At 61.9% G+C, this 19,694-nt stretch carries 20 protein-coding genes; 10 read left to right on the top strand and 10 right to left on the bottom strand.

What is annotated here, in order from left to right; translation table 11 throughout:
• The first annotated feature begins 54 nt into the window (after positions 1–54).
• Both traA and AB6802_RS13030 read left to right on the top strand, forming a co-directional pair.
• On the top strand, positions 55–3,102 hold the full coding sequence (traA, locus tag AB6802_RS13035) for a Ti-type conjugative transfer relaxase TraA (RefSeq protein ID WP_371010519.1): 3,048 nt from the start codon (positions 55–57) through the stop codon (positions 3,100–3,102).
• Positions 3,103–3,230: 128 nt separating this feature from the next.
• Positions 3,231–3,449 (top strand): helix-turn-helix transcriptional regulator, encoded by a 219-nt coding sequence (locus tag AB6802_RS13030; RefSeq protein ID WP_371010518.1) that lies wholly within the window; start codon positions 3,231–3,233, stop codon positions 3,447–3,449.
• Positions 3,450–3,799: 350 nt separating this feature from the next.
• Here AB6802_RS13030 and AB6802_RS13025 read toward each other — a convergent pair whose 3' ends face one another.
• The 3 genes from AB6802_RS13025 to AB6802_RS13015 all read right to left on the bottom strand — a co-directional run bounded on the left by AB6802_RS13025 (position 3,800) and on the right by AB6802_RS13015 (position 7,808).
• Entirely contained in the window at positions 3,800–5,059 is a 1,260-nt protein-coding gene (locus AB6802_RS13025) for a GGDEF domain-containing protein (RefSeq protein ID WP_371010941.1), read from the bottom strand.
• Positions 5,060–5,347: 288 nt separating this feature from the next.
• Positions 5,348–6,115 carry a hypothetical protein gene (locus tag AB6802_RS13020; RefSeq protein ID WP_371010517.1) on the bottom strand — a complete coding sequence of 256 codons (768 nt, stop codon included), beginning with the start codon at positions 6,113–6,115 and terminating at the stop codon, positions 5,348–5,350.
• Positions 6,116–6,746: 631 nt separating this feature from the next.
• Entirely contained in the window at positions 6,747–7,808 is a 1,062-nt protein-coding gene (locus AB6802_RS13015) for a site-specific integrase (RefSeq protein ID WP_371010516.1), read from the bottom strand.
• Between the two features lie 115 nt (positions 7,809–7,923).
• Between AB6802_RS13015 and dusA the strand changes: the two genes are divergently transcribed.
• On the top strand, positions 7,924–8,922 hold the full coding sequence (gene dusA, locus AB6802_RS13010) for a tRNA dihydrouridine(20/20a) synthase DusA (protein WP_371010515.1): 999 nt from the start codon (positions 7,924–7,926) through the stop codon (positions 8,920–8,922).
• Positions 8,923–8,965: 43 nt separating this feature from the next.
• Here the strand turns inward: dusA and AB6802_RS13005 are convergent, their stop codons facing one another.
• Positions 8,966–9,670 (bottom strand): TIGR02281 family clan AA aspartic protease, encoded by a 705-nt coding sequence (locus AB6802_RS13005; protein ID WP_371010514.1) that lies wholly within the window; start codon positions 9,668–9,670, stop codon positions 8,966–8,968.
• A 32-nt stretch (positions 9,671–9,702) separates the two neighbouring features.
• Positions 9,703–9,933, bottom strand: a complete 231-nt coding sequence (locus AB6802_RS13000) for a DUF1289 domain-containing protein (RefSeq protein WP_371010513.1) — start codon at positions 9,931–9,933, stop codon at positions 9,703–9,705.
• A 279-nt stretch (positions 9,934–10,212) separates the two neighbouring features.
• On the opposite strand from AB6802_RS13000, the gene AB6802_RS12995 reads away from it, so the two are divergent.
• Entirely contained in the window at positions 10,213–11,208 is a 996-nt protein-coding gene (locus tag AB6802_RS12995; protein WP_371010512.1) for a nicotinate-nucleotide--dimethylbenzimidazole phosphoribosyltransferase, read from the top strand.
• A gap of 12 nt (positions 11,209–11,220) precedes the next feature.
• Here the strand turns inward: AB6802_RS12995 and AB6802_RS12990 are convergent, their stop codons facing one another.
• The gene (locus AB6802_RS12990; protein ID WP_371010511.1) at positions 11,221–12,741 is read right to left on the bottom strand and encodes a sensor histidine kinase; all 1,521 of its coding nucleotides are present in this window, start codon (positions 12,739–12,741) and stop codon (positions 11,221–11,223) included.
• A 76-nt stretch (positions 12,742–12,817) separates the two neighbouring features.
• On the opposite strand from AB6802_RS12990, the gene AB6802_RS12985 reads away from it, so the two are divergent.
• The 4 genes from AB6802_RS12985 (at position 12,818) to AB6802_RS12970 (ending at position 15,355) form a co-directional block, all read left to right on the top strand.
• On the top strand, positions 12,818–13,441 hold the full coding sequence (locus AB6802_RS12985; RefSeq protein WP_371010510.1) for a thermonuclease family protein: 624 nt from the start codon (positions 12,818–12,820) through the stop codon (positions 13,439–13,441).
• Between the two features lie 40 nt (positions 13,442–13,481).
• Positions 13,482–14,093 (top strand): glutathione S-transferase, encoded by a 612-nt coding sequence (locus tag AB6802_RS12980; RefSeq protein WP_371010509.1) that lies wholly within the window; start codon positions 13,482–13,484, stop codon positions 14,091–14,093.
• Between the two features lie 44 nt (positions 14,094–14,137).
• Complete coding sequence (locus AB6802_RS12975) at positions 14,138–14,755, top strand: uracil-DNA glycosylase family protein (RefSeq protein ID WP_371010508.1); 618 nt, start codon at positions 14,138–14,140, stop codon at positions 14,753–14,755.
• 108 nt (positions 14,756–14,863) lie between these two features.
• The gene (locus AB6802_RS12970; protein WP_371010507.1) at positions 14,864–15,355 is read left to right on the top strand and encodes an Lrp/AsnC family transcriptional regulator; all 492 of its coding nucleotides are present in this window, start codon (positions 14,864–14,866) and stop codon (positions 15,353–15,355) included.
• Positions 15,356–15,371: 16 nt separating this feature from the next.
• Here AB6802_RS12970 and AB6802_RS12965 read toward each other — a convergent pair whose 3' ends face one another.
• Entirely contained in the window at positions 15,372–15,941 is a 570-nt protein-coding gene (locus AB6802_RS12965) for a DUF3299 domain-containing protein (protein WP_371010506.1), read from the bottom strand.
• A 227-nt stretch (positions 15,942–16,168) separates the two neighbouring features.
• Between AB6802_RS12965 and AB6802_RS12960 the strand changes: the two genes are divergently transcribed.
• Together AB6802_RS12960 and AB6802_RS12955 are read left to right on the top strand one after the other, a co-directional pair.
• A complete protein-coding gene (locus AB6802_RS12960) occupies positions 16,169–16,822 on the top strand; it encodes a hypothetical protein (RefSeq protein WP_371010505.1) in 654 nt (217 codons plus the stop codon).
• On the top strand, positions 16,762–17,514 hold the full coding sequence (locus tag AB6802_RS12955) for a hypothetical protein (RefSeq protein ID WP_371010504.1): 753 nt from the start codon (positions 16,762–16,764) through the stop codon (positions 17,512–17,514). Before AB6802_RS12960 ends, AB6802_RS12955 begins: the two co-directional genes overlap by 61 nt.
• 43 nt (positions 17,515–17,557) lie before the next feature.
• Here AB6802_RS12955 and AB6802_RS12950 read toward each other — a convergent pair whose 3' ends face one another.
• The 3 genes from AB6802_RS12950 to AB6802_RS12940 are packed head-to-tail and all read right to left on the bottom strand — an operon-like array spanning position 17,558 to position 19,677.
• On the bottom strand, positions 17,558–18,136 hold the full coding sequence (locus tag AB6802_RS12950; protein WP_371010503.1) for a GNAT family N-acetyltransferase: 579 nt from the start codon (positions 18,134–18,136) through the stop codon (positions 17,558–17,560).
• Positions 18,096–18,800 carry a DNA alkylation repair protein gene (locus AB6802_RS12945; RefSeq protein ID WP_371010502.1) on the bottom strand — a complete coding sequence of 235 codons (705 nt, stop codon included), beginning with the start codon at positions 18,798–18,800 and terminating at the stop codon, positions 18,096–18,098. Before AB6802_RS12945 ends, AB6802_RS12950 begins: the two co-directional genes overlap by 41 nt.
• 7 nt (positions 18,801–18,807) lie before the next feature.
• Positions 18,808–19,677, bottom strand: a complete 870-nt coding sequence (locus AB6802_RS12940) for an NAD(P)-dependent oxidoreductase (protein WP_371010501.1) — start codon at positions 19,675–19,677, stop codon at positions 18,808–18,810.
• Between the last annotated feature and the right edge of the window lie 17 nt (positions 19,678–19,694).

Here is a 19,694-nt window from a genome sequence, read left to right as displayed (position 1 = left end):
CGCGCTTATACGTCGTGCCGACGTGCGCTTTGACGTGCAAATGATCTGGTCGCGATGGCGATCTATCATCTTCACGTCAAGGTCATTGGCCGCAAGGCTGGGAGCAGCGCAGTTGCGTCGGCCGCCTACCGCTCGGCCTCGCGGCTGCGCGACGAGCGCATCGATCGCAGCCATGACTTCTCGGCCAAACGCGGTATTGTCCATTCCGAGGTGATGCTGCCGGAGAATGCGCCGCAGGCTTGGAGCGACCGCGAACGGCTGTGGAACGATGTCGAAGCGTTCGAGGTGAGGAAGGATGCGCAGTTGGCCCGTGAGGTGGAGTTCGCCTTGCCGCGTGAACTCAGCCAGCCGCAAGGCATCGAACTGGCGCGCGACTTCGTTCAGTCGGAGTTTGTCGATCGCGGCATGGTCGCCGACCTCAATGTGCATTGGGACCGGGCGGAGGATGGCAGTCCCAAGCCGCATGCTCATGTCATGCTGACCATGCGGTCAGTCGATGAGAACGGTTTCGGTTCAAAGGTTCGCGACTGGAACCGCACCGAACTGGTCGAGCGCTGGCGCGAGCGATGGGCGGAACTTGCCAATGAGCGCCTTGCCGAACTCGACATTGACGCCCGCATCGATCATCGCAGTCTGGAAGCGCAGGGCATTGCCTTGGAACCGCAAACCCAGATTGGAGCACCGGCGCAACGCATAGAGGGCGTCGGCCTCGACGCTGTCGGCATTGAAGCAGATCGCGCCGAGCTGCATCGCGAGATCGCACGCAACAATGGGGCGCGCATCATTGCCGATCCGTCCGTGGCGCTCGACGCAATCACGCATCAGCAATCGACTTTTACCCGCCGCGACATCGCGAAGTTCGCCCATAGGCACAGCGACGGAATGGAGCAGTTCGACGCGGTGATGGGCGCGATCGGCAACGCACCCGATCTGGTCGAGCTCGGCAAGGATGGACGCGGCGAGGACCGCTTCACAACCCGGCAGATGATCGAGACCGAACAGCGCCTGCATCGCGCTGCGGAACGGACGGCTGGACAGGAGCGTCATGTGGTGAATGACGCGCAGCGCGAGGCCACTCTGGCGAATGCCAAACAGCGCGGGCTTGTCCTGTCAGTCGAGCAGGCCGATGCTCTGGATCACATCACCGATGGCCGCGGTCTTGGCGTTGTTGTCGGTTTTGCTGGCACGGGCAAAAGCGCCATGCTGGGTGTTGCGCGCCAGGCATGGGCGGCAGCGGGCTATGAGGTCCGAGGCGCCGCACTCTCCGGCATTGCGGCCGAAAATCTTGAAAGCGGTTCGGGCATCTCGTCACGCACCATCGCCAGTATGGAGCATGGCTGGGGACAGGGCAGGGATCTGCTCACCGCGCACGATGTCCTGGTGATCGACGAGGCCGGCATGGTCGGCACGCGCCAGTTGGAGCGCGTGCTTTCCCATGCGGCGGACGCTGGCGCGAAAGTCGTCCTTGTCGGCGATCCGCAGCAGTTGCAGGCAATCGAAGCGGGCGCTGCATTCCGTTCGGTTCACGAGCGACACGGCGGCGTCGAAATCGGACAGGTGCGTCGGCAGCGCCAGGACTGGCAGCGCGATGCCACGCGCGATCTGGCAACCGGCAGGATCGGTGCTGCGATCAGCGCCTACGACGCGCAAGGCATGGTGCATCAGGCTGCAACGCGCAATGAGGCGCGAGGTGAACTGGTCGAGCGCTGGGATCGAGACCGGCAGGCGCATCCAGAGGCAAGCCGGATCATCCTCACCCACACAAACGACGAGGTGCGGGCGCTCAACCAGGCAGCGCGCCAGCGCATGCGGGCTGCAGGAAATCTCGGCGGCGATCTGCAGGTGAATGTCGAACGCGGCGCAAGAAACTTCGCCAGCGGCGACCGCGTCATGTTCTTGCGCAACGAGCGCGGGCTTGGCGTCAAGAACGGCACGCTTGGTGTGATCGAAGAGGTCAGCACACAGAGCATGGCCGTGCGCACCGACGACGGCAGGTCGGTGCGGTTCGATCTGAAAGACTATGCCCATGTCGATCACGGCTATGCCGCGACCATCCACAAGGCGCAGGGCATGACCGTTGACCGCACTCATGTGCTGGCGACGCCGGGGATGGATGCACATGGCAGCTACGTCTCGCTGTCACGGCATCGCGACAGGATGGACCTGCACTATGGCAGCGACGACTTCGCAACCCGGGATCGGCTTGTCCGCACGCTGTCGCGCGATCGAGCCAAGGACATGGCTTCCGACTATGAGCTAGTCGATCCGGCGCAGAGTTATGCAGAGCGGCGCGGGATCACCTTCCGCGAGCGCGTGGTCGAGATCGTGCGCCGGATCGTGCCGGAGAAGGTCCGCGACAGGATCGGCGAGCTGCTGGACGGATTGCGCTCGCCGGCAGACGCCGAGCCGGGCCAGGACCGTGGGCGCAGGCCGGGAAGGGAAGATGTTGGGGCGCGGATCGAAGATGCGGGCTCCACGCCCAAAGGAAAAATCCCCGCCCTGGGAGTGTCGCGCAACACGGAGTTGCCGGTGGACCCCGAAGCGGCGCTGCGCCGAGCTCGCACTAACGCGCTTGCGCGTCACGCGCGCGCGCTCGATGCGATCATCAGCACTGGAAATGCCGACGGGCAGGGCAGACCCGAGCAGATGCGCGAATTGAGGGATGCCCGCAGCGCTTTCGAGAAGGTTCGGCCGCATGGCTGGCGCGATGCCGAGGCGGCTTATGCGAAAAATACCGAGCTGGTTCGCGAGGCAGGGGCTGGCCGCGTCAACCGCATCGTCCTTGCTCTTCAACTCGAAACAGAAATCCGCACCGGACTGGACATCGATTTGGGCCGCCGCGCTGACCGGTTCGTTGAACAATGGAGCAAGCTCGACCGCGTGGGCCAGCGCCAATACCAGGCCGGCGACATGTCGGGCTACAAGTCAACGCGTTCGGCCATGTCCGATATGGCCAAAAGCCTCGAGCGCGATCCGCAGCTGGAATCTCTACTCGCCAACCGCAAGCGCGAGCTTGGCATTCATACCGACTCCGGCCGCCGACTCGGCGCAGAACTCGCATTCAGTCATGGCATCGGTAAGGGGCGGGGGATTGGAATCTAAGGTATCCCGATTTGCCGCCGTTTACACGCCACAGGCAGGCGAGGCGACAAACCGGATTGCGTCCGGCGTTCGATCCGTCCTGTCTGTCCCAGCAAATACCAGCAACACCCAGCGAGAAACAGCGAGCTATGTCCCGGCCGGATCGCATAATACGCCTCAAGACCGTCCTGGCCCGGACCGGCCTGTCCCGCTCAACCCTCTATCGCAAGATCGCCGAAGGCGCGTTCCCCGCGCAGATCAAGATAAGCATCAACGGGGCGGGCTGGCGGGAATCCGATGTCAATCGATGGATCGCCGACCCTGTTTCGTGGCACTCCGGCCCATCACGAAAGAACAACGACTATTAGTGGCAGTCGGGGCGCTTTGCCCCACCGTTGAACACCCTCTTTGAGGGGCGGTCCGTATCCAACATCGGATATCCAGAACGTTCCTTTGCAGAGAGCCATCGAACAGTAGGGCTGCCTTCATCACGGCTTGGTGCGCACCTACGGTCTGGGACCCCAGCAATGTTGAGGCATATGCGCTGATGGTCTGGGCGTTTGCCAAGCAGCCGAGATCGCCGGTATGACAATCATGCTCTTCGGCGCATGCTTGGCAATGCGTGAACTCCACAGCCCACGGCCAAGCGCCGGCCTCATCCAACCCATATTCAATCTAACAGACTTGCTTGGGCGCGCGACGCAGGTCCGTTGCCCTATCAACGGACCGATCGGATAGGCCGACTCTTGTCCGATTCCGATCCGTGCAGCGTCACCCGATTTCGGCCGCTCTGCTTGGCAAGGTAAAGTGCTTCATCCGCCTGGCGCTGCAGTTGCTCCGGTGCGATTACCTGGTCCTTGGTTTGAACAGCAACCCCGATACTGAGTGTGAGGCGACGCGACACTCGCGATCCCGGGTTGGGAATAGCGGCAGCTTCGACGCTGGTGCGGATACGTTCCCCGACGGAGAAGGCCTCGGCCTCGTTCACGCCCGGCAGAAGGACCAGGAACTCTTCGCCTCCGTATCGGGCCACAAGGTCGCAGTCGCGCCTGATGTTGTCTTGGATAATCCTAGCGACGTCCAATAGGCAGCGATCTCCCTCGGCATGGCCGAGGTGGTCGTTTAGCTTCTTAAAATGGTCGATGTCGCACATCAGCATTGCTGCACCATCCAGGCAACGTGTGTCAGTTCCCCACAACTTGTTCAGGGTCTCCGTCATCCAGCGCCTGTTTGCGATGCCTGTGAGTGGATCTGTACGCGCCAGGAATTCCAGTCGATCGTTCGCTTCGGCCAATTCGGCCACTCTGCGCTGGTCCCGAAGCTCAAACAGGAAGGTCTTTTGGGCGAGAATGGTCATGATGCGACGGGCCGCGACCGTCGCGAAGATGCCGCTGGCGAAAAACAGCGTCGCAGCCACCGTGCTCCCAAGGTCGATTGCCGGGTTGCGCAATTGAAACATTAAATAGAGGCCGAGCGCCATGCCGGCAGTAATCACGGTCCAGGCCAGAGGAATCCCGAAAATGATAATCGCGGTAATGGCTACAAACAGCATGATGTTCAGGTGTCGTTCGTAGAACTCGCCACCAGCACTTACCCCGACCAGCGCAACCGACAACAAGATGAGGAACATCCCTGCGAGTAGCGAGGAGCCCTGCAGCCACGGCGCCTGAGGCTTTCGCCAAAGAAGGACAACGGCTATCGCGACGGGAGGGATAATCCCGGCTGGCAAAAGCATGCGATCCGCGATCGAGGTTGGAAGGATGAGCATGTTGACCGTCAGGGTCAGCACATCCAACAAGGCCACCCAGATCATCCATGCGCGTATGATCTTGGCGGTCTGTGACCAGATACGCGCTCTGAACAGACGCATGATCTCGCCTTTGAGCCGGATGTCGCGCGTCCGGCGCGCCAGAAGCTGGTCAACTTCTGCAGCTATGGCAGGGTCATGCTGCGCCTCAACGTGCACCAGATTTGACACAACCTCAGGCCTTTTGGCTGTTTTCTCCTGATAGTTTCCGAGCCACTGGTGGCCGCAGCGGGCAACATTGTCGGTTTTTTCTAAAGATTTGATTGCCAACTGAGCGAAATTCCACTCATCTTTGCCGGTTTCCGAGCGGCCGCGGCATTGTCAGCCGCGTCGCCCCGGGCTCTTAGAAGCGTCCTGGAACGCTGCAAGAGGCCCAATGCTTCGCAACGGGCCTCCACTGACTTGCAGGGACGCCGAGCGTCATAGTGCTCGGCGGCAGGTACACTTAGATTGAGCCTGCTAACGGCGTGCGAGCAGTTGACAGAGCTGTCGCAAGTCGCGGTCGTAAGCGTCTTGGCTGCTGAGCACATCCACGCAGCGTTTCTTCATCCGGACCAATTGTGCGCCCGACATATCGGCGACGACGTTGACCACCCTCTGATTGGTCGTATTGGCCGAATTGCTCGGATTGGACGGGCTGCCGAGACCGGTTCCGATCCCGACACCCGCTCCAACGTCAAGCGTACTCGCGCCGCCCACCGTCGTGCCAAGTCCTGCTGTCACGCCCTTTGCGCCACCCAGTGTCGCACCGGCTCCGGCTTTCAAGGTATTTGGCCCGCCGACCGTTGCACCCAATCCAATCGTGGCCCCTTCCAAAGCCCCGACAGTCGTGTCAGCTCCGGCCCGCAAGGTGTTAGGACCGCCCACCGTCGCGCCAATTCTGGCCTTCAGAATCTTAGCCTTGCCCACCGTGGCGCCGACGCCAGCGCCTATCGTATTTGGGTCGCCTGCGGTTGCGCCGAGACCAGCGCTGACACCGCTCGATCCGACTGATGCTCCAAGCCCGGCGTTGATGCCGCCAGCCCCGCCTATGGATGCGCCTGCCCCGGCGTTGATGCCGCCTGAACCGCCGATAGAGGCACCAGCCCCGGCATTGATGCCCCCTCCGCCGCCGATCGAAGCGCCGCTCCCCACGCCGATTCCTCCCGCGTTGGCCGGCAGACAAAGAACCGCGATGATTGCACCACCCGCCAATGCTTTGGCGGTTCTCGCGAAGATACTAGCCATGACACTCTCCTGTGGTTGCCTCCACTCAAGGGACAGCACGCGATCGAGTCCGCTGTCCCGCATTAGCAACCACTAAGGTGTCAACCTGTTTCGTAATTGCGAGAGCGTTGAATTCTCATAGTTTCCTATCAGTAGAAGGTTAATTTAGGATTTTATGTAAATTTCCGGTAATTAGCGCTGTTTGGGCGATAGGTCTCCCTGGAAACGCGCAATGGGTGGCTACAATCGGAATTGGAGGACATTTCCCGCTCGCGCTGGATGCCCACCCAGTAATTGCATGACTCCACGTTTTCGAAGGTGAACGTTGCGGCGCGGCGGCAGTGCGACGGTCTCATCGGTTGCGGCAGATCCCTTCGATCTCGCTTACAGCGCGGCCGTGTTTGAAATCCAAACGCCGCTTACTATGCGCTCGCGACGACAGGTGGGGGCCGTCGTTTGTTTGTCCCGGCCGGAATGCCTTCCAATCCCCATGATGCCAGCTTCCGATTCGGTTGTTCTGCCGAGGCGCATCTCGCCATCGGTTATGCCGGTGCTGCGTACAGGCTCAAGGCCCGATCGAGAGCCTTGCGATCTTTATCGGACGGCTTGAACTCCGCCCAACATTTCGCTCTCAAATCCCCATTTGCGTGAACTACGCAGCCTTCGTCGCTTGGATCGTGTGGAGCATTTCTGGCTTAAGGTGCGTATAGCGCCGTAACATCTTCCAATCCTTATGCCCTGTGACCAGCGCCACCTGTTCAATTGTGAACCCGGCCTCGAAAAGCCGGCTAGTGCCCTCATGGCGCAAGTCATGGAAATGAAGGTCGTGGATGGCCAGGTCAGCGCACCCTCGACGGAAGGCGGTCCCGACTGACCGATGATTGAATGGGAAAATCCGATCGTCGTCGTTGTTGCGCTTCGCCCGTCTCTCTTCAACAATGGCCCACGCGTCATAGCCAGTGGCTGCGAACAGCGGTATGCGCTGATTGTTACCGTTCTTGTTTCGAGGGTCCTTCCTGTCGCGGACAAGGAGCATCCGCGTGCGAGATTCCAAATCGGACCAACGCGCCCTGCAGATCTCTTCCTGGCGCATCGCGGTAGCGACGGCGAACCGAATGATCTGGCCAACCGGTGCAATTTGGCGAGGGTTTGCATCGAAATGATCAATTAGCTTGTCGAGTTCCTCCTGTGTCGGTCGTCTATCTCGCTGCTGGCCTTTGCCAACGAGACCGAGCCTCGTTAGGGCGACACGCGCGAAATCAACCGGTTCGACCTTGACGGGCAAGCCGTGGACCGCAGCGGCGTGAGTCAGAACAAGTTTTATAAAGCCGATATCGATACCGAGGGTCATCGGCCCGGCGCCTTGGGCCGCACGCTCCCGACCGAAGCGGATGAGCCGTTCGCGATCCAGAGCAGCGATGTTGCACTTCCCAAGATGTCTTTTGAGCATGTCGAGGGCCGCGGCCTTGGAGCGGCGAGGGGACTTGCCTACATCGCACATGTCGTCGATATGAAGGTCGATGAGGTCGCCGATGGTTTTCAGGCGCGCTATGCGGGACTTGGTCGGCGTCTCACCGCGATCGACCTGACGCTCGGTTTCGGTTGCCCAGCGCCGTGCATCGTCTCGGCGCAGGAAGGTCTCGCTGACGTAGCGACCTTTGCGACGGACTTGGACGCGCCAGGAGCCGGACGAGAGTTTTGTGTAGGTGGCCATTTTTTCGTGTGCGCTCCGTGTGCACGGACAGATCGAAATGTAGCGAAAAGGGTCGTATTCTGGCGTAAAGTAGCGTAGCCGCGATTGCGACTAACGAATTGATGTTAAAGAAAAAATGCTGAAAAATCAAGAGCATAGAGTGGCCGTGGCCCCGATGATGGATTGGACGGATCGGCACTGCCGGTTCTTCCACCGCCAGCTGACGCGCCGCGCGCTTCTCTACACCGAGATGGTGGTCGCCGATGCGGTGATCCATGGCGCGCGCGAGCGGCTGCTCGGATTTGACGTCGCCGAGCATCCGGTTGCGCTGCAGCTCGGTGGGTCGGATCCCGCAAAGCTTGCCGAAGCAGCGCGCATCGGCGAGGCGTTCGGCTATGGCGAGATCAACCTCAATGTCGGCTGCCCGTCCGATCGTGTTCAGTCGGGCACGTTCGGCGCCTGCCTGATGAAGACGCCGGTGCTGGTCGCCGACTGCGTCGCGGCGATGAAGGCGGCGGTGAAAATTCCTGTCACGGTCAAATGCCGTATCGGCGTCGACGAGCAGGATCCCGAACCGGCCCTCGATACCTTGGCCGATGGCGTTTTGGCTGCCGGCGCCGACGCGCTCTGGGTGCATGCCCGCAAGGCCTGGCTGGAAGGGCTGAGCCCCAAGGAAAACCGCGAGATTCCGCCGCTCGACTATCCTCGCGTTTACCGGCTCAAGGCGAGAAAGCCGAACGAGTTCATCGGCATCAATGGCGGCATTCAATCGCTCGAAGAAGCGTCGGCGCATCTTGCCCATGTCGACGGCGCGATGCTTGGCCGGTCGGCCTATCACACGCCTGGCATCCTCACGGGCGTCGATGCCGCGTTCTATGGCGCCACACCGGTCGCCTTCGACTATGCGGCGCTCATCGATGCCATGGGTGCATACGCCGCGCGCCATATCGAGAAGGGCGGGCGGCTCGGCCATGTCACGCGCCATATGGTCGGACTGTTCCACGGACTGCCCGGCGCGCGCCGCTTCCGGCAGATTCTGTCCACCGACGCCAACAAGCCTGGCGCTGGACCCGAGGTGTTGCGGACGGCATTCGCGGCAATCGATTTCGCGGCGGCTGAAGCCGAAGCGGCCTGATTTTTCAGTCTTTTTTTTGATTCACACTTCCGGGCGACGTGCATCAGTCCCGGAGGATCATGCGATCGCCGCGCACGTCGAAGCCGGACAGCGAGCTGATGAAGTTCATGCCGAGCAGGCTTTGCTCGAGCATGCCGGGCGCGGCCACCATCACCGACATGTCCTTGCGCACGATGCCGCCGATCGCCACCTGATTGGTTCGCACGATGGCGGCGCGCGCCATGCCATTGGCGGTCGAGACGTCGACGCTATAGCTGAGCGCCGCCGGATTGAAGCCGGCGGCCTGGGCGTCCTCGGATGTCAGCACCGTGCTGGTCGCGCCGGTGTCGACCACGGCGCGCACCGGCGTGTCGTTGACCAGGATGCGGGCTTCGAAATGGCCGTTGTCGGCCTTGTCGAGCGTTACCGTCGGGCGGCCATTTTCCAGGCCCAGCGCCAGCGGGCTGCCGGGAACAAGGCCGGCGGTGACGCGGTGCGCGACATCCTGCAATTCATAGCGGTACTGGTAGCCGGCAATCAGCACGAGCACGAGTGACGCCCAGACGGCGAGGCCGCGCGCCATGCCGCCCAGCGGCCGGCCGGAGCGAAGCAGGGTGGCGCCGATCACCATCACCAGCACGCCGACCCAGATCAGTTGGCCGAAATCATTGTTGTTCATGCCGAATGTGCGGCCAGCGGAATTGTTGAGCATCAGGAGCACCACCCCGACGCCGATCACTGCCATCACGATCCAGAACAGACGACTCAAACGCTACCCTCTATGTCAGCCAAACTTCTGTCTCAGGCTGCGCCGCTCTCGCGCGCCATGCGGGTGCGGCGCGTTTCGCGGCGCGGACGACGCTCGACCGTTTCCAGTCGCGCCGGCAATTCGGCCATCACCTCACGCCTTACGTCCGGGGTCATGGTGAGCCAGGCCGAAATCTCGTCGCGCGTGCGGCCACAACCGAAGCAGAAGCCGGTTTTCATGTCGATCGAACAGACCAGGATGCAAGGGGATTCGATGGCGGTCATGCTGCTCTCTTACCTTTCCTCCACATGGTGCAACCGCCGGAGCAATGCAAGCCCTCCGCAATGCGCCGCAGGCCACCGCATTCGCGCCATGATCAGGCGGTTGTGCCGGCTGGAGAAGGCGGCTATGCCGCTGGCGACCCTAGGGCCGGATGATTTCAGGTCGAATCGACCTGAAATCGAAATCCGTCTCTAAATCCAAGAGATAGAGCATGGTGTCGCCCGAAAACGGCTTCACGCTTTTCGGCATCATGCTCTAGCAACGAGCCGCGACCGACAGTGATGACCACAACGCCTTTCGATGACTTCCGAAACCTTCTGGCCGCCCTGCCATCAGCCGACGAGGCGGCCCGATCCAGAGTTCGCACGTTGTTTGCCAAGACGGATAAGCCCAAGGCATCGCTCGGGCGGATCGAGGATGTCGCGGCCTGGCTTGCCGCCTGGAGCGGGCGCGCGCCGCCGGCCATCAACCGGCCGCTGGTGGCGATCTTTGCCGGCAATCACGGCGCCGTCCGGCACAGTATTTCGCCACGGGCGGTGGCCGCGACCGCCAATGCCGTCGAGCTTTGCGCCGCCGGTGGCGCTGCCATCAACCAGATCTGCATCGCCAACGATCTCGGCCTGAAGGTCTTCGACCTTGCGCTGGACATTCCGACAGGCGACATCACCGAGGAAGCGGCGCTCGACGAGCGCGGCTGTGCCGCGACCATGGCCTTCGGCATGGAGGCGGTCGCCGGCGGCGCCGATCTTTTGTGCCTCGGCGATCTTGGCGTCGGCAATTCGACCATAGCCGCTGCCTTGTGCGCCGCGCTGTTCGGCGGCGGGGGCGCAGACTGGGTCGGGGAAGGATCAGGCGCCGATGAAGCGATGATCGTGCGCAAGGCCGAAGTGGTCGACCGGGCTTTGGCGTTTCATCACGCCGCTCTCGACGATCCGCTGGAGATATTGCGACGGGTAGGCGGCCGCGAGTTCGCGGCGATCTGCGGCGCCATTCTTGCCGCGCGCATGGAAAAGGTCCCCGTGCTGCTCGACGGCTTCGTGGCAACCGCGGCTGCCGCGGTGTTGCATCAAGCCGATCCCGCCGCGCTCGACCATTGCCTGCTCGCCAGCCTGTCGCCCGGGCCCGGACATGCGAAGCTAGCCGAGCAGCTTGGCCTTTCGCCGTTGCTCGATCTCGGCATCAGACATGAGGAAGGGGTAGGGGCAGCTCTGGCCGCCGGTATCGTCAAGGCCGCGGCGCTGACAAGTTCCGGCATGGCGGCTGCCATTCGACGATAAGGCGTTTCCGGACTAGCGCCGCCTGGCGGCGACGGCCTTGGTCGGCAGCGCCGGCAGTTCCTCCATCACCCGGCTCAACGGGAAAATGGCGATCGCCTCGGTGCCTTCGCGCAGCTTGGAATGAAGCTCGAACTCGCCGCCATGCATGGCGAGCAGCCCCTGGACGATCGGCAGGCCGAGGCCGGTACCCTGTTCGGCGCTCTTGATGGCGATCGAGCCCTGGCCGAAGGCCGAAAGCACCACAGGGATTTCCTCTTCCGGAATGCCGGGGCCGTTGTCCTTGACCGAAATGTACTGGCCGCCGCCGGCCGTCCAGCCGACGCGCACCCGCACCTCACCACCGGAGGGTGTGAACTTGATGGCGTTGGACAACAGGTTGAGAGTGATCTGGCGGACGGCGCGCTCGTCGGCGAACAGGCGCGGCAAGGTTTCCTCAAAATCCTGCATGACACGGATGTCCTTGTTGCGGGCGCGCAATTCCATCATGTGGCAGCAATCCTCGACGATGTTCAAAAGCAGCACCGGCTCTTCGTTGAGCTGATAGCGACCGGCCTCGATGCGCGACAGGTCGAGGATCTCGTTGATCAGGTCGAGCAAATGCTGGCCGGACTCGTGCACGTCATGGGCATAGTCACGGTAGGTCGGATTGTTCATCGGCCCCAGCACTTCGTTCGACATCACTTCGGAGAAGCCGAGGATGGCGTTGAGCGGCGTCCTGAGCTCGTGGCTCATCGAAGCGAGAAAGCGCGATTTCGCCAGATTGGCGTCCTCGGCGCGCCGCCTGGCTTCGTCCGACATCGATTTTGCCGTCTCCAGCTCGGCGATCAGCGCGTCTTTTTCGGAGCGAAACGAGAGCAGCATCCAGGAGGCCTGGTTGAGATGGCGCGCGACGTAGCCGAAAAAAGGAAGCGCCAGGATGAGGAGCGCCGCCATGATTGCCTCCACCGGCGTCCACAACTGGATAACCACATAGACATAAACGGCAACGGGAATGGCAAAGGTGGCAAGCAGGGCGCCGCCAAGCGAGGAAGCCATAACCGCGGTTGTCGCCATCGCGACCAGGAGCACCATGGCCTTGGCGACGTGAAATTGATCGACCTGGCATGTGTCGCAACCGATCCAGGCAAACCACGCCCAGCTCAAGCCACACAGGAAATGGCCGATGAGGAAGTCGCGGCGCGTCTGTACCGGCTCAAGCTCGGCTGCCTCGGTCTTTTCCACGCGGCGCGCCATGAAGGTGACGATGGTGTAGCAAAGCAGCGTGACAAGTGTCCAAATGGTGATCTGTCTGTCCAGGCCGACAAGCTGACCTATACCACCGACGGTGAGCACAAGCAGCGGAATCGCCGCCGCGCTGACCACCATGGCGCGTGCATGCAGCTTCAACAGTTCGCGTTCGAAGTCGAGATTGCCGGCCTGCTGCGAAAGACGGTCGCGCGTCTTGCGCACCGCGCGCGCCACATCGCTGTTGCGGTGCGGTTTTCGGCGGTCCACAATAAATTTATCCGCTGTGTTCGAGCGTAGCAAAGGCATACGGACTTCAATTTCTGCGCGCAGCGATTTCCAGTTCGTTAAGCTACGTTCGAATGATTAAGAGACTGTTTGCCATATGAGCCGTTTCGGGCCGCGAGGATCGCGCCGGCGCTATGCGGCTGGCCAACCGCGCAGCCCTGTGCGCAAGCTGGCGGACTACGGATTGGCGATCCTTTTGCTCGGGCTGCTGATCCTGGTGGCGGCCCGCCTCGACCGCTTCGCGACACGCAGCGAGCAGGGCACGGCGATCGTCAATGATGGCGATTCGATCACGCTCGGCACCAAGCGCATCCGCATGCGCGGCATCGATGCGCCGGAATATCTGCAGACCTGCCAGAGGAATGGCGCCGACTATGCCTGCGGCAAGCTGGCGCGGCAGTCGCTGGTCAAGCTGATCGCCAGTCGGCCGGTGTCCTGCAGCGGCTGGCAGCGCGACCGCTACGGGCGCCTGCTCGGCGAGTGCAAGGCGGGTGACACCGATCTCAACCGCGCGCAGGTCCAGGCGGGATGGGCTGTCGCCTATGGTGATTTCGAGACCGAGGAAGCTGCCGCAAGGGCGGCCAAGGTCGGCATCTGGGCGGGAAGTTTCGACGAGCCACAGGATTGGCGCGACAGCCACCGCGATGCTCCTATCGAGCGCAAGCATGGCACCCTGGCTTCCATTGGCGATGCGGCGCGCGAATTGTTTCGCTTCTGGTGAAGGGTGCGCCTTATGATCGGTGAGGAAATCGGAGGGTAAAATGAAGCTGTTCGATGGCGGCCGCGCGCCCAATCCCCGCCGGGTTCGTGTTTTCCTTGCCGAGAAAGGTCTGACGATTCCGCTGGTGCCGGTCGACATGGGGGCGCTGGAGCATCGTGAGCAGGCGGTTGCCTCGCGCAACCCACTGCGGCGCCTGCCGGTGCTTGAGCTCGACGACGGCACAGTCATCACCGAATCCATCGCCATCTGCCGTTATTTCGAGGAACTGCATCCCGAACCCGCTTTGTTCGGCAAGGGTGCGCTCGGAAAAGCCAAGGTCGAGATGTGGCAACGGCGCATGGAGTTCAACCTGATGAGCTGCGTTGCCGCAGCGTTCCGCCATATCCACCCAGCGATGAAGGAGTGGGAAGTGCCGCAGATCCCCGAATGGGGCGAAGCCAACAAGCCCAAGGCGATCGAGTTCCTGCATCTTCTCGATCATGAGCTGGACGACAGGGAATTTGCCGCCGGCGATGACTATTCGGTTGCCGACATCACCGGCATGATCGCCATCGATTTCATGAAGCCCGCCCGCATCAAGGTGCCGGAAGAATGCGCCAACGTGCTGCGCTGGTACGCGGCGCTCACGAGCCGGCCCAGTGCCGCCGCGTGAGGCCTGCTGCTGCATGGGGCCTGCGATTGGATAATCGGTCTGCCATGAGCGACGCGCTGGAGCGTCTCACCGCCAGGGCGCGGGCCTGCCGCATCTGCGTGGAGCATCCGCTTGGACGGCCCTTGCCGCATGAACCGCGGCCTGTCCTGCTGCCGTCCTCGACGGCGCGCATCCTGCTCGCCGGCCAGGCGCCGGGCACCAAGGTGCATAATTCGGGGATGCCGTTCACCGATGCATCCGGCGATCGCCTGCGAAGCTGGCTGAGCGTCAGCGATGAAGAGTTCTACGACACCAAAAAGTTCGCCATCGTGCCGATGGGCTTCTGCTTTCCCGGCCAGGATGCCAAGGGCGGCGACCTACCGCCGCGCCGCGAATGCGCGCCGGCCTGGCGCGCCGAGCTGATGGCGTTGATGCCGCGGATCGACCTGGTGCTGACGATCGGCGGCTATGCCCAGGCCTGGCATATGGGCACCGCGCGGCTGCCATCGCTGACGGAGACGGTCAGAAACTGGCGTGCGATCTGGGACGCGCCGGGCAAGCTAAAAGTGCTGCCGCTGCCGCATCCGTCGTGGCGAAACAGCGGCTGGCTGAAGCGGAATCCCTGGTTTGAAATGGATTTGCTGCCTTTCCTGCGGTCGGAAATCCGCTATCGCATCAATTAGCTATCTTGCAAGAAATCACTCGCTTTTCGTGCCTTTGGCAGAATTTCTTTCTTGTTAAAGGCGTCGATAAGAGGGATTATCGACAAACTATTCCCCTGGAGTCTCCCCATGGATCGCCTAGACCGAAAAATTCTCCGCCTCCTGCAGGAGGACGCCACGCTCGCGGTGGCCGACGTCGCCAAGAAAGTCGGCCTGTCGACCACGCCGTGCTGGCGGCGTATCCAGAAGCTCGAGGAAGAGGGCGTCATCAAGCGGCGCGTCGCCATTCTCGACCATGAGAAGGTCAATGTGCGCGTCACCGTGTTCGTGTCGATCCGCACCAATTCGCACAGCCATGAGTGGCTGCGCCGCTTCTCCGAGGTCATCCAGGAATTTCCCGAAGTGGTCGAGTTCTACCGCATGAGCGGCGACGTCGATTACCTGCTGCGTGTCGTGGTGCCGGACATTGGTGCCTATGACGCCTTCTACAAGCGGCTGATCGCCAAGATCGAAATCCGCGACGTGTCGTCGTCCTTTGCCATGGAGCAGATCAAGTACACGACCGAGATCCCGCTCGACTACATGGTGCTGGACAAGGAATCGGGCGCCAACGCGGCTTGACCGCCAGGCGGCGGCGTCAGTTCTTCTTTTTGTTGAGGAGCAAATTCCACGGCGAGTTCACCGGCAGCGTGACCGTATCCGGCACGGAGTCGACGCTGGCTACTTCGGCTTTGCGCACCGTGTAGCCCGACTGGACGATCGAGACGCCGTCGAGGATGAAGAGCTGGCTCTTTTCCATGCCGGGATTCAATACGCCAGTGACGGACACCGGCTCATAGGCTTGCGTCATCTTGTAGGGCTTCGTCGGCGTCACCAGCACGATCTGGTTGGGCGGAGGCGTCGGCATATGACTGCAGGCGCCCGTCCATGGCACCAGCAGGAACTGGTAGACGAGATCGCCGTCACGATCGACCGGCAGTGCATAGCCGGCTAATTGTATCGTCTTGTCCTGCAGATTGAGCGACAGCGTCTCGCCATGGTCGGGCAGTTTCGCCGCGACCATCGGCAGGTTGGCATCCTCGGCGACGGCTTGAGTCTGCGGGCGCAGATCCTTCCAGAAGATATGCGCGGTTTCGGCCGCGGCTTGACTAACGGCAAGGCCAAGTGACCCAGCAAGGATCGCGCCCTTGTGAAAACGGTTGTTCATTGGTTCCATTCTGGCCGGTCCATAACTGCAAGCGAGTAAAACTACCGTGATCTCTGGCGCGTCCTGCTCGCTCGATGGAATTGTTGGAAACGCTGCACCGGAAGGTTGTATGGAGAAAACTGTGGGATCGCGAACAGGCCCTACCAGGGCGCACGGAAGTGCGCCACTTATAATGGCCATGAGCCAGCGGCGCGCGATGCCCGCCGCACAGGACCCTGGAGGAATGCATGCCGACCAGCCATGATCTCAGCGGGCTGATGAAGTTTCTGACCCGTGGCAAATGGCGCGAATGCTTCGAGGAAGTTTTCAACGAACATTTCGGCCCGGTTCTCGAGGGCGAGGGGGATTTTGAAGACCTTGCCGAAGTCCTCGGCGACCATTGGACAAACGCCCTTTGGGGTTGCGCCTTCGAGGATTTCCTGACGCAGGATTTCGAAGGCGAGCCCGCCAATATGGTCGACGAATATCTCAAGCGCCGAGGCTGGAAGGAAAGCGCGCAATCAAAGGCCTACATGGCGGCGCTGCGTAACTCGGTCATGAGTTTATACGAGGTGAGTGACGTCGTTTCGGGAGCGTCTTTTATGGGGCGCGACCTTATCCGCGGTGGCGAACCGATCTCCGTCAGCGAAGGCAGCGCGACAAAGACTTTGAAGCAGTGGGACAGGCTTGCGGCCCGGATCGTACCCGTCATGGGCAAAAACGTCATGGCCGGCGGTGTCTTGCCCTTCAGTCCGCAGGCCACGGAAACATTGTTCGATGGGTTGCGGGCCTGTTCGGCAAAGGAAATGCAAAGAAGCTACCCGCCATCAAGGACGAAGAGTTGCAGGCGGCGGCATTCCTGTTCACGCTGTCATGGTTGTTCGACACCCTCGCAAGGGTAACGCAACCGCGGCTGCAGAACACCGATGGCGATGAAATCGTATTTCATGAGGCCCGCTTTCCGCTTGCGCCGAGCGTGAAACAGGAGGAGATCGCCGCTCGCCTGAACGGCATTCCAGCGTTGTCGCAGGCGAATGCGAAATTCTGGAACTGGCTGGAAGAGGCGCCGAAAAGTAGCAAGAAATCAAAGGCGACAGCTCCTGCGATAGACACCACAATGGACAACGGTCCGCTTGTGCTTGGCAATGTCGAGTTGAAGGGCCGTTTCCTGCATCTGTCCGCCAATTCCGCAGAGCGGGCGACAAAAGGAACGGCTCTGATCCAGCAGGCCCTTGGCGATCTTATCAGGACGCCGCTGACTAACATCAGGACCGTCGAACAATTGACAGCCGATCAGCCACCTAGCGGGAGCAAAACATCCCGATCGAACATCGATCCGGAAATTGCCGAACGGAGCATTCACGAATACCTAGATCGGCACTATCTGGAAACGCTCGACCAGCCGGTCAAGATGTTGGGGAATAAGACACCGCGCCAAGCCGTCAAGACAACGGCCGGCCGACAAAAGGTGGTCGAATGGCTGAAATACATCGAAAACCAGACCGCAAGGCAGCCCGATCCGACCCAGCCGATGGCAACCTACAGCCTCGAGTGGATGTGGAAAGAACTCGGCGTTCACGATCTGCGCCGGTAGCACTCTGTCGTATCCGCTCCGTCACAATCCACTCGGACCAGGCTCAACGGTCCAGCCGCACCACATGCCGGCGCGTGCCGGCGGTGCCGATCTCGTGGAAGCCGCGCGCGATGAACATGTCGCGGAAGCCCATGAAGCGATAGCTCGGCGCGGCCTCGTCGACGGGATAAGCCTCGACGATGCGCGCGCCCCTGGCGAAAGCATGCTCGACGGCGGCATCGAGCAGGGAAGCCGCCAGGCCGCCGCCGCGCAAGGCCCTGGGGACGTAAAAGCAGACGATCGACCAGACATCCGCCTCGCCGTCATCCTGTCCTTTCCAAAGTCGGCGATAGGTCTCGCGCGGCGCGACCGAGCACCAGCCGACGAGCTTGCCGGCAAGCTCGGCAACGATCCCGACCGGTGTGCCCCGGTCGATCAGCGCCAGCATCATGCGTTTCTTCTCGTCGTTGTCGACGTGCTCGCGGCTTGAGTGGCGCCAGGCCATACACCAGCAATATTTCGGCGCGCCCGGCTGTTCGAAGAGGCCCTCGAAATCGGCGCGGGTTTCGCGCGTCACCTCGATGAAACGGATACCCGCCAGGTCAGACTTTTCTCGCTGCGAGCCTTTCGAGCTGCTTGGCATCCGTCAGTTCCTTCACCGCATCCTTGCCGATCCAGCGCGCCGTCTTGTCGGAGGATGCCGCCAGTTTTTCCGCCAACGCAAGGGCAGGGGCATGCAGCGCCATCGAGCGCTTGCCGATCTGCCGCAGCGCCCAGTTGACCGCTTTGCGCACGAAATTGCGCGGATCGCCGGCATGGCTCTCGATCATCGGCAGATAGGCAAGGAAGGTCGCTTCCGGCTCCTTCTTCAGATGGACCGCGCTCCACGCCAGCATGGCAAAGGCGGTGCGGCGGACGAATTCGCGCTCGTCAGCGGCGAACTCTTCGATCAGGTCGCGCCAGAACGGTGTCTCGATAAAGAGGTCGACGACCGTGTCGACGATCTCCCAGCTGTCGAAATCGGCGGCCCAGCGCCGGCATAGCGCAATATCGACCTTCTGCGGCTCGCCGGTGAAGGCCGCCAGCAGCCGCGCCTCGCGGATGCCGGTATCCCATAGCAGCAGCGAGCGCTCATGGTTCTTCTTCAATTTGCGCGCCAGCGGCCGCAGGTCGGAATTGCCGATGCCGAGCGCGCTTTCGGTTTTGATGCCGAAACGCGCCATGCCGGCGCGGTTCTGCTCGGTGCCGATCGAGCGCAGATGCGCGACGATGTCGTCGGCGCCCCAGCGCGGATCGGGCAGGGCCATCGCGCGCCTACTTTTCCAGCCGGGCCAGCAGCGAAGACGTGTCCCAGCGGCGGCCGCCCATCTCCTGCACATCCTTGTAGAACTGGTCGACGAGCGCCGTCACCGGAAGCCTGGCGCCGTTGCGGTTGGCTTCGGCGAGACAGATGCCGAGATCCTTGCGCATCCAGTCGACGGCAAAGCCGAAATCATATTTCCCAGCATTCATCGTCTTGTGGCGGTTGTCCATCTGCCAAGAGCCGGCCGCGCCCTTGGAGATCACCTCGATAACCTTTTCGATGTCGAGGCCTGCCTTCTTGCCGAAATGGATGCCTTCGGCCAATCCCTGAACAAGACCGGCGATGGTGATCTGGTTGATCATCTTGGTGAGTTGGCCGGCGCCTGCCGAACCCATCAGCCCGACCATGCGGGCGAAGGCGTCGATGACGGGCTTGGCCTTGTCGAACGCCGCCTGGTCGCCACCGACCATGACGGTCAGCAGGCCGTTCTCGGCGCCGGCCTGGCCGCCCGAAACCGGCGCGTCGAGGAAGGAAAGACCGGCCTTGCGCGCCGCTTCGTCGAGTTCGCGCGCGACCTCGGCCGAAGCCGTGGTGTTGTCGATGTAGATGGCTCCCTTCTTCATCGCCGCGAAGGCGCCGTTGGCGCCGATCGTTACCGAGCGCAGATCGTCGTCATTACCGACGCAGGAGAAGACGAAGTCCTTGCCTTCGGCGGCCTTCGCCGGCGTCAGCGCGAGGTTGCCGCCGTGCTGGCCGACCCACTGCTCAGCCTTGGCCGGGCTGCGGTTATAGACGGTGACGTCGTGGCCGCCCTTGTTCTTGAGGTGCCCGGCCATGGGATATCCCATGACGCCCAGACCGAGAAATGCCACCGATGCCATAGGTCGTACCTTCCGAA

The sequence above is a fragment of the Mesorhizobium sp. RCC_202 genome, assembly GCF_041355295.1.
GTDB lineage: Bacteria > Pseudomonadota > Alphaproteobacteria > Rhizobiales > Rhizobiaceae > Mesorhizobium.
This window is presented reverse-complemented; position numbering and strand designations above follow the sequence as displayed.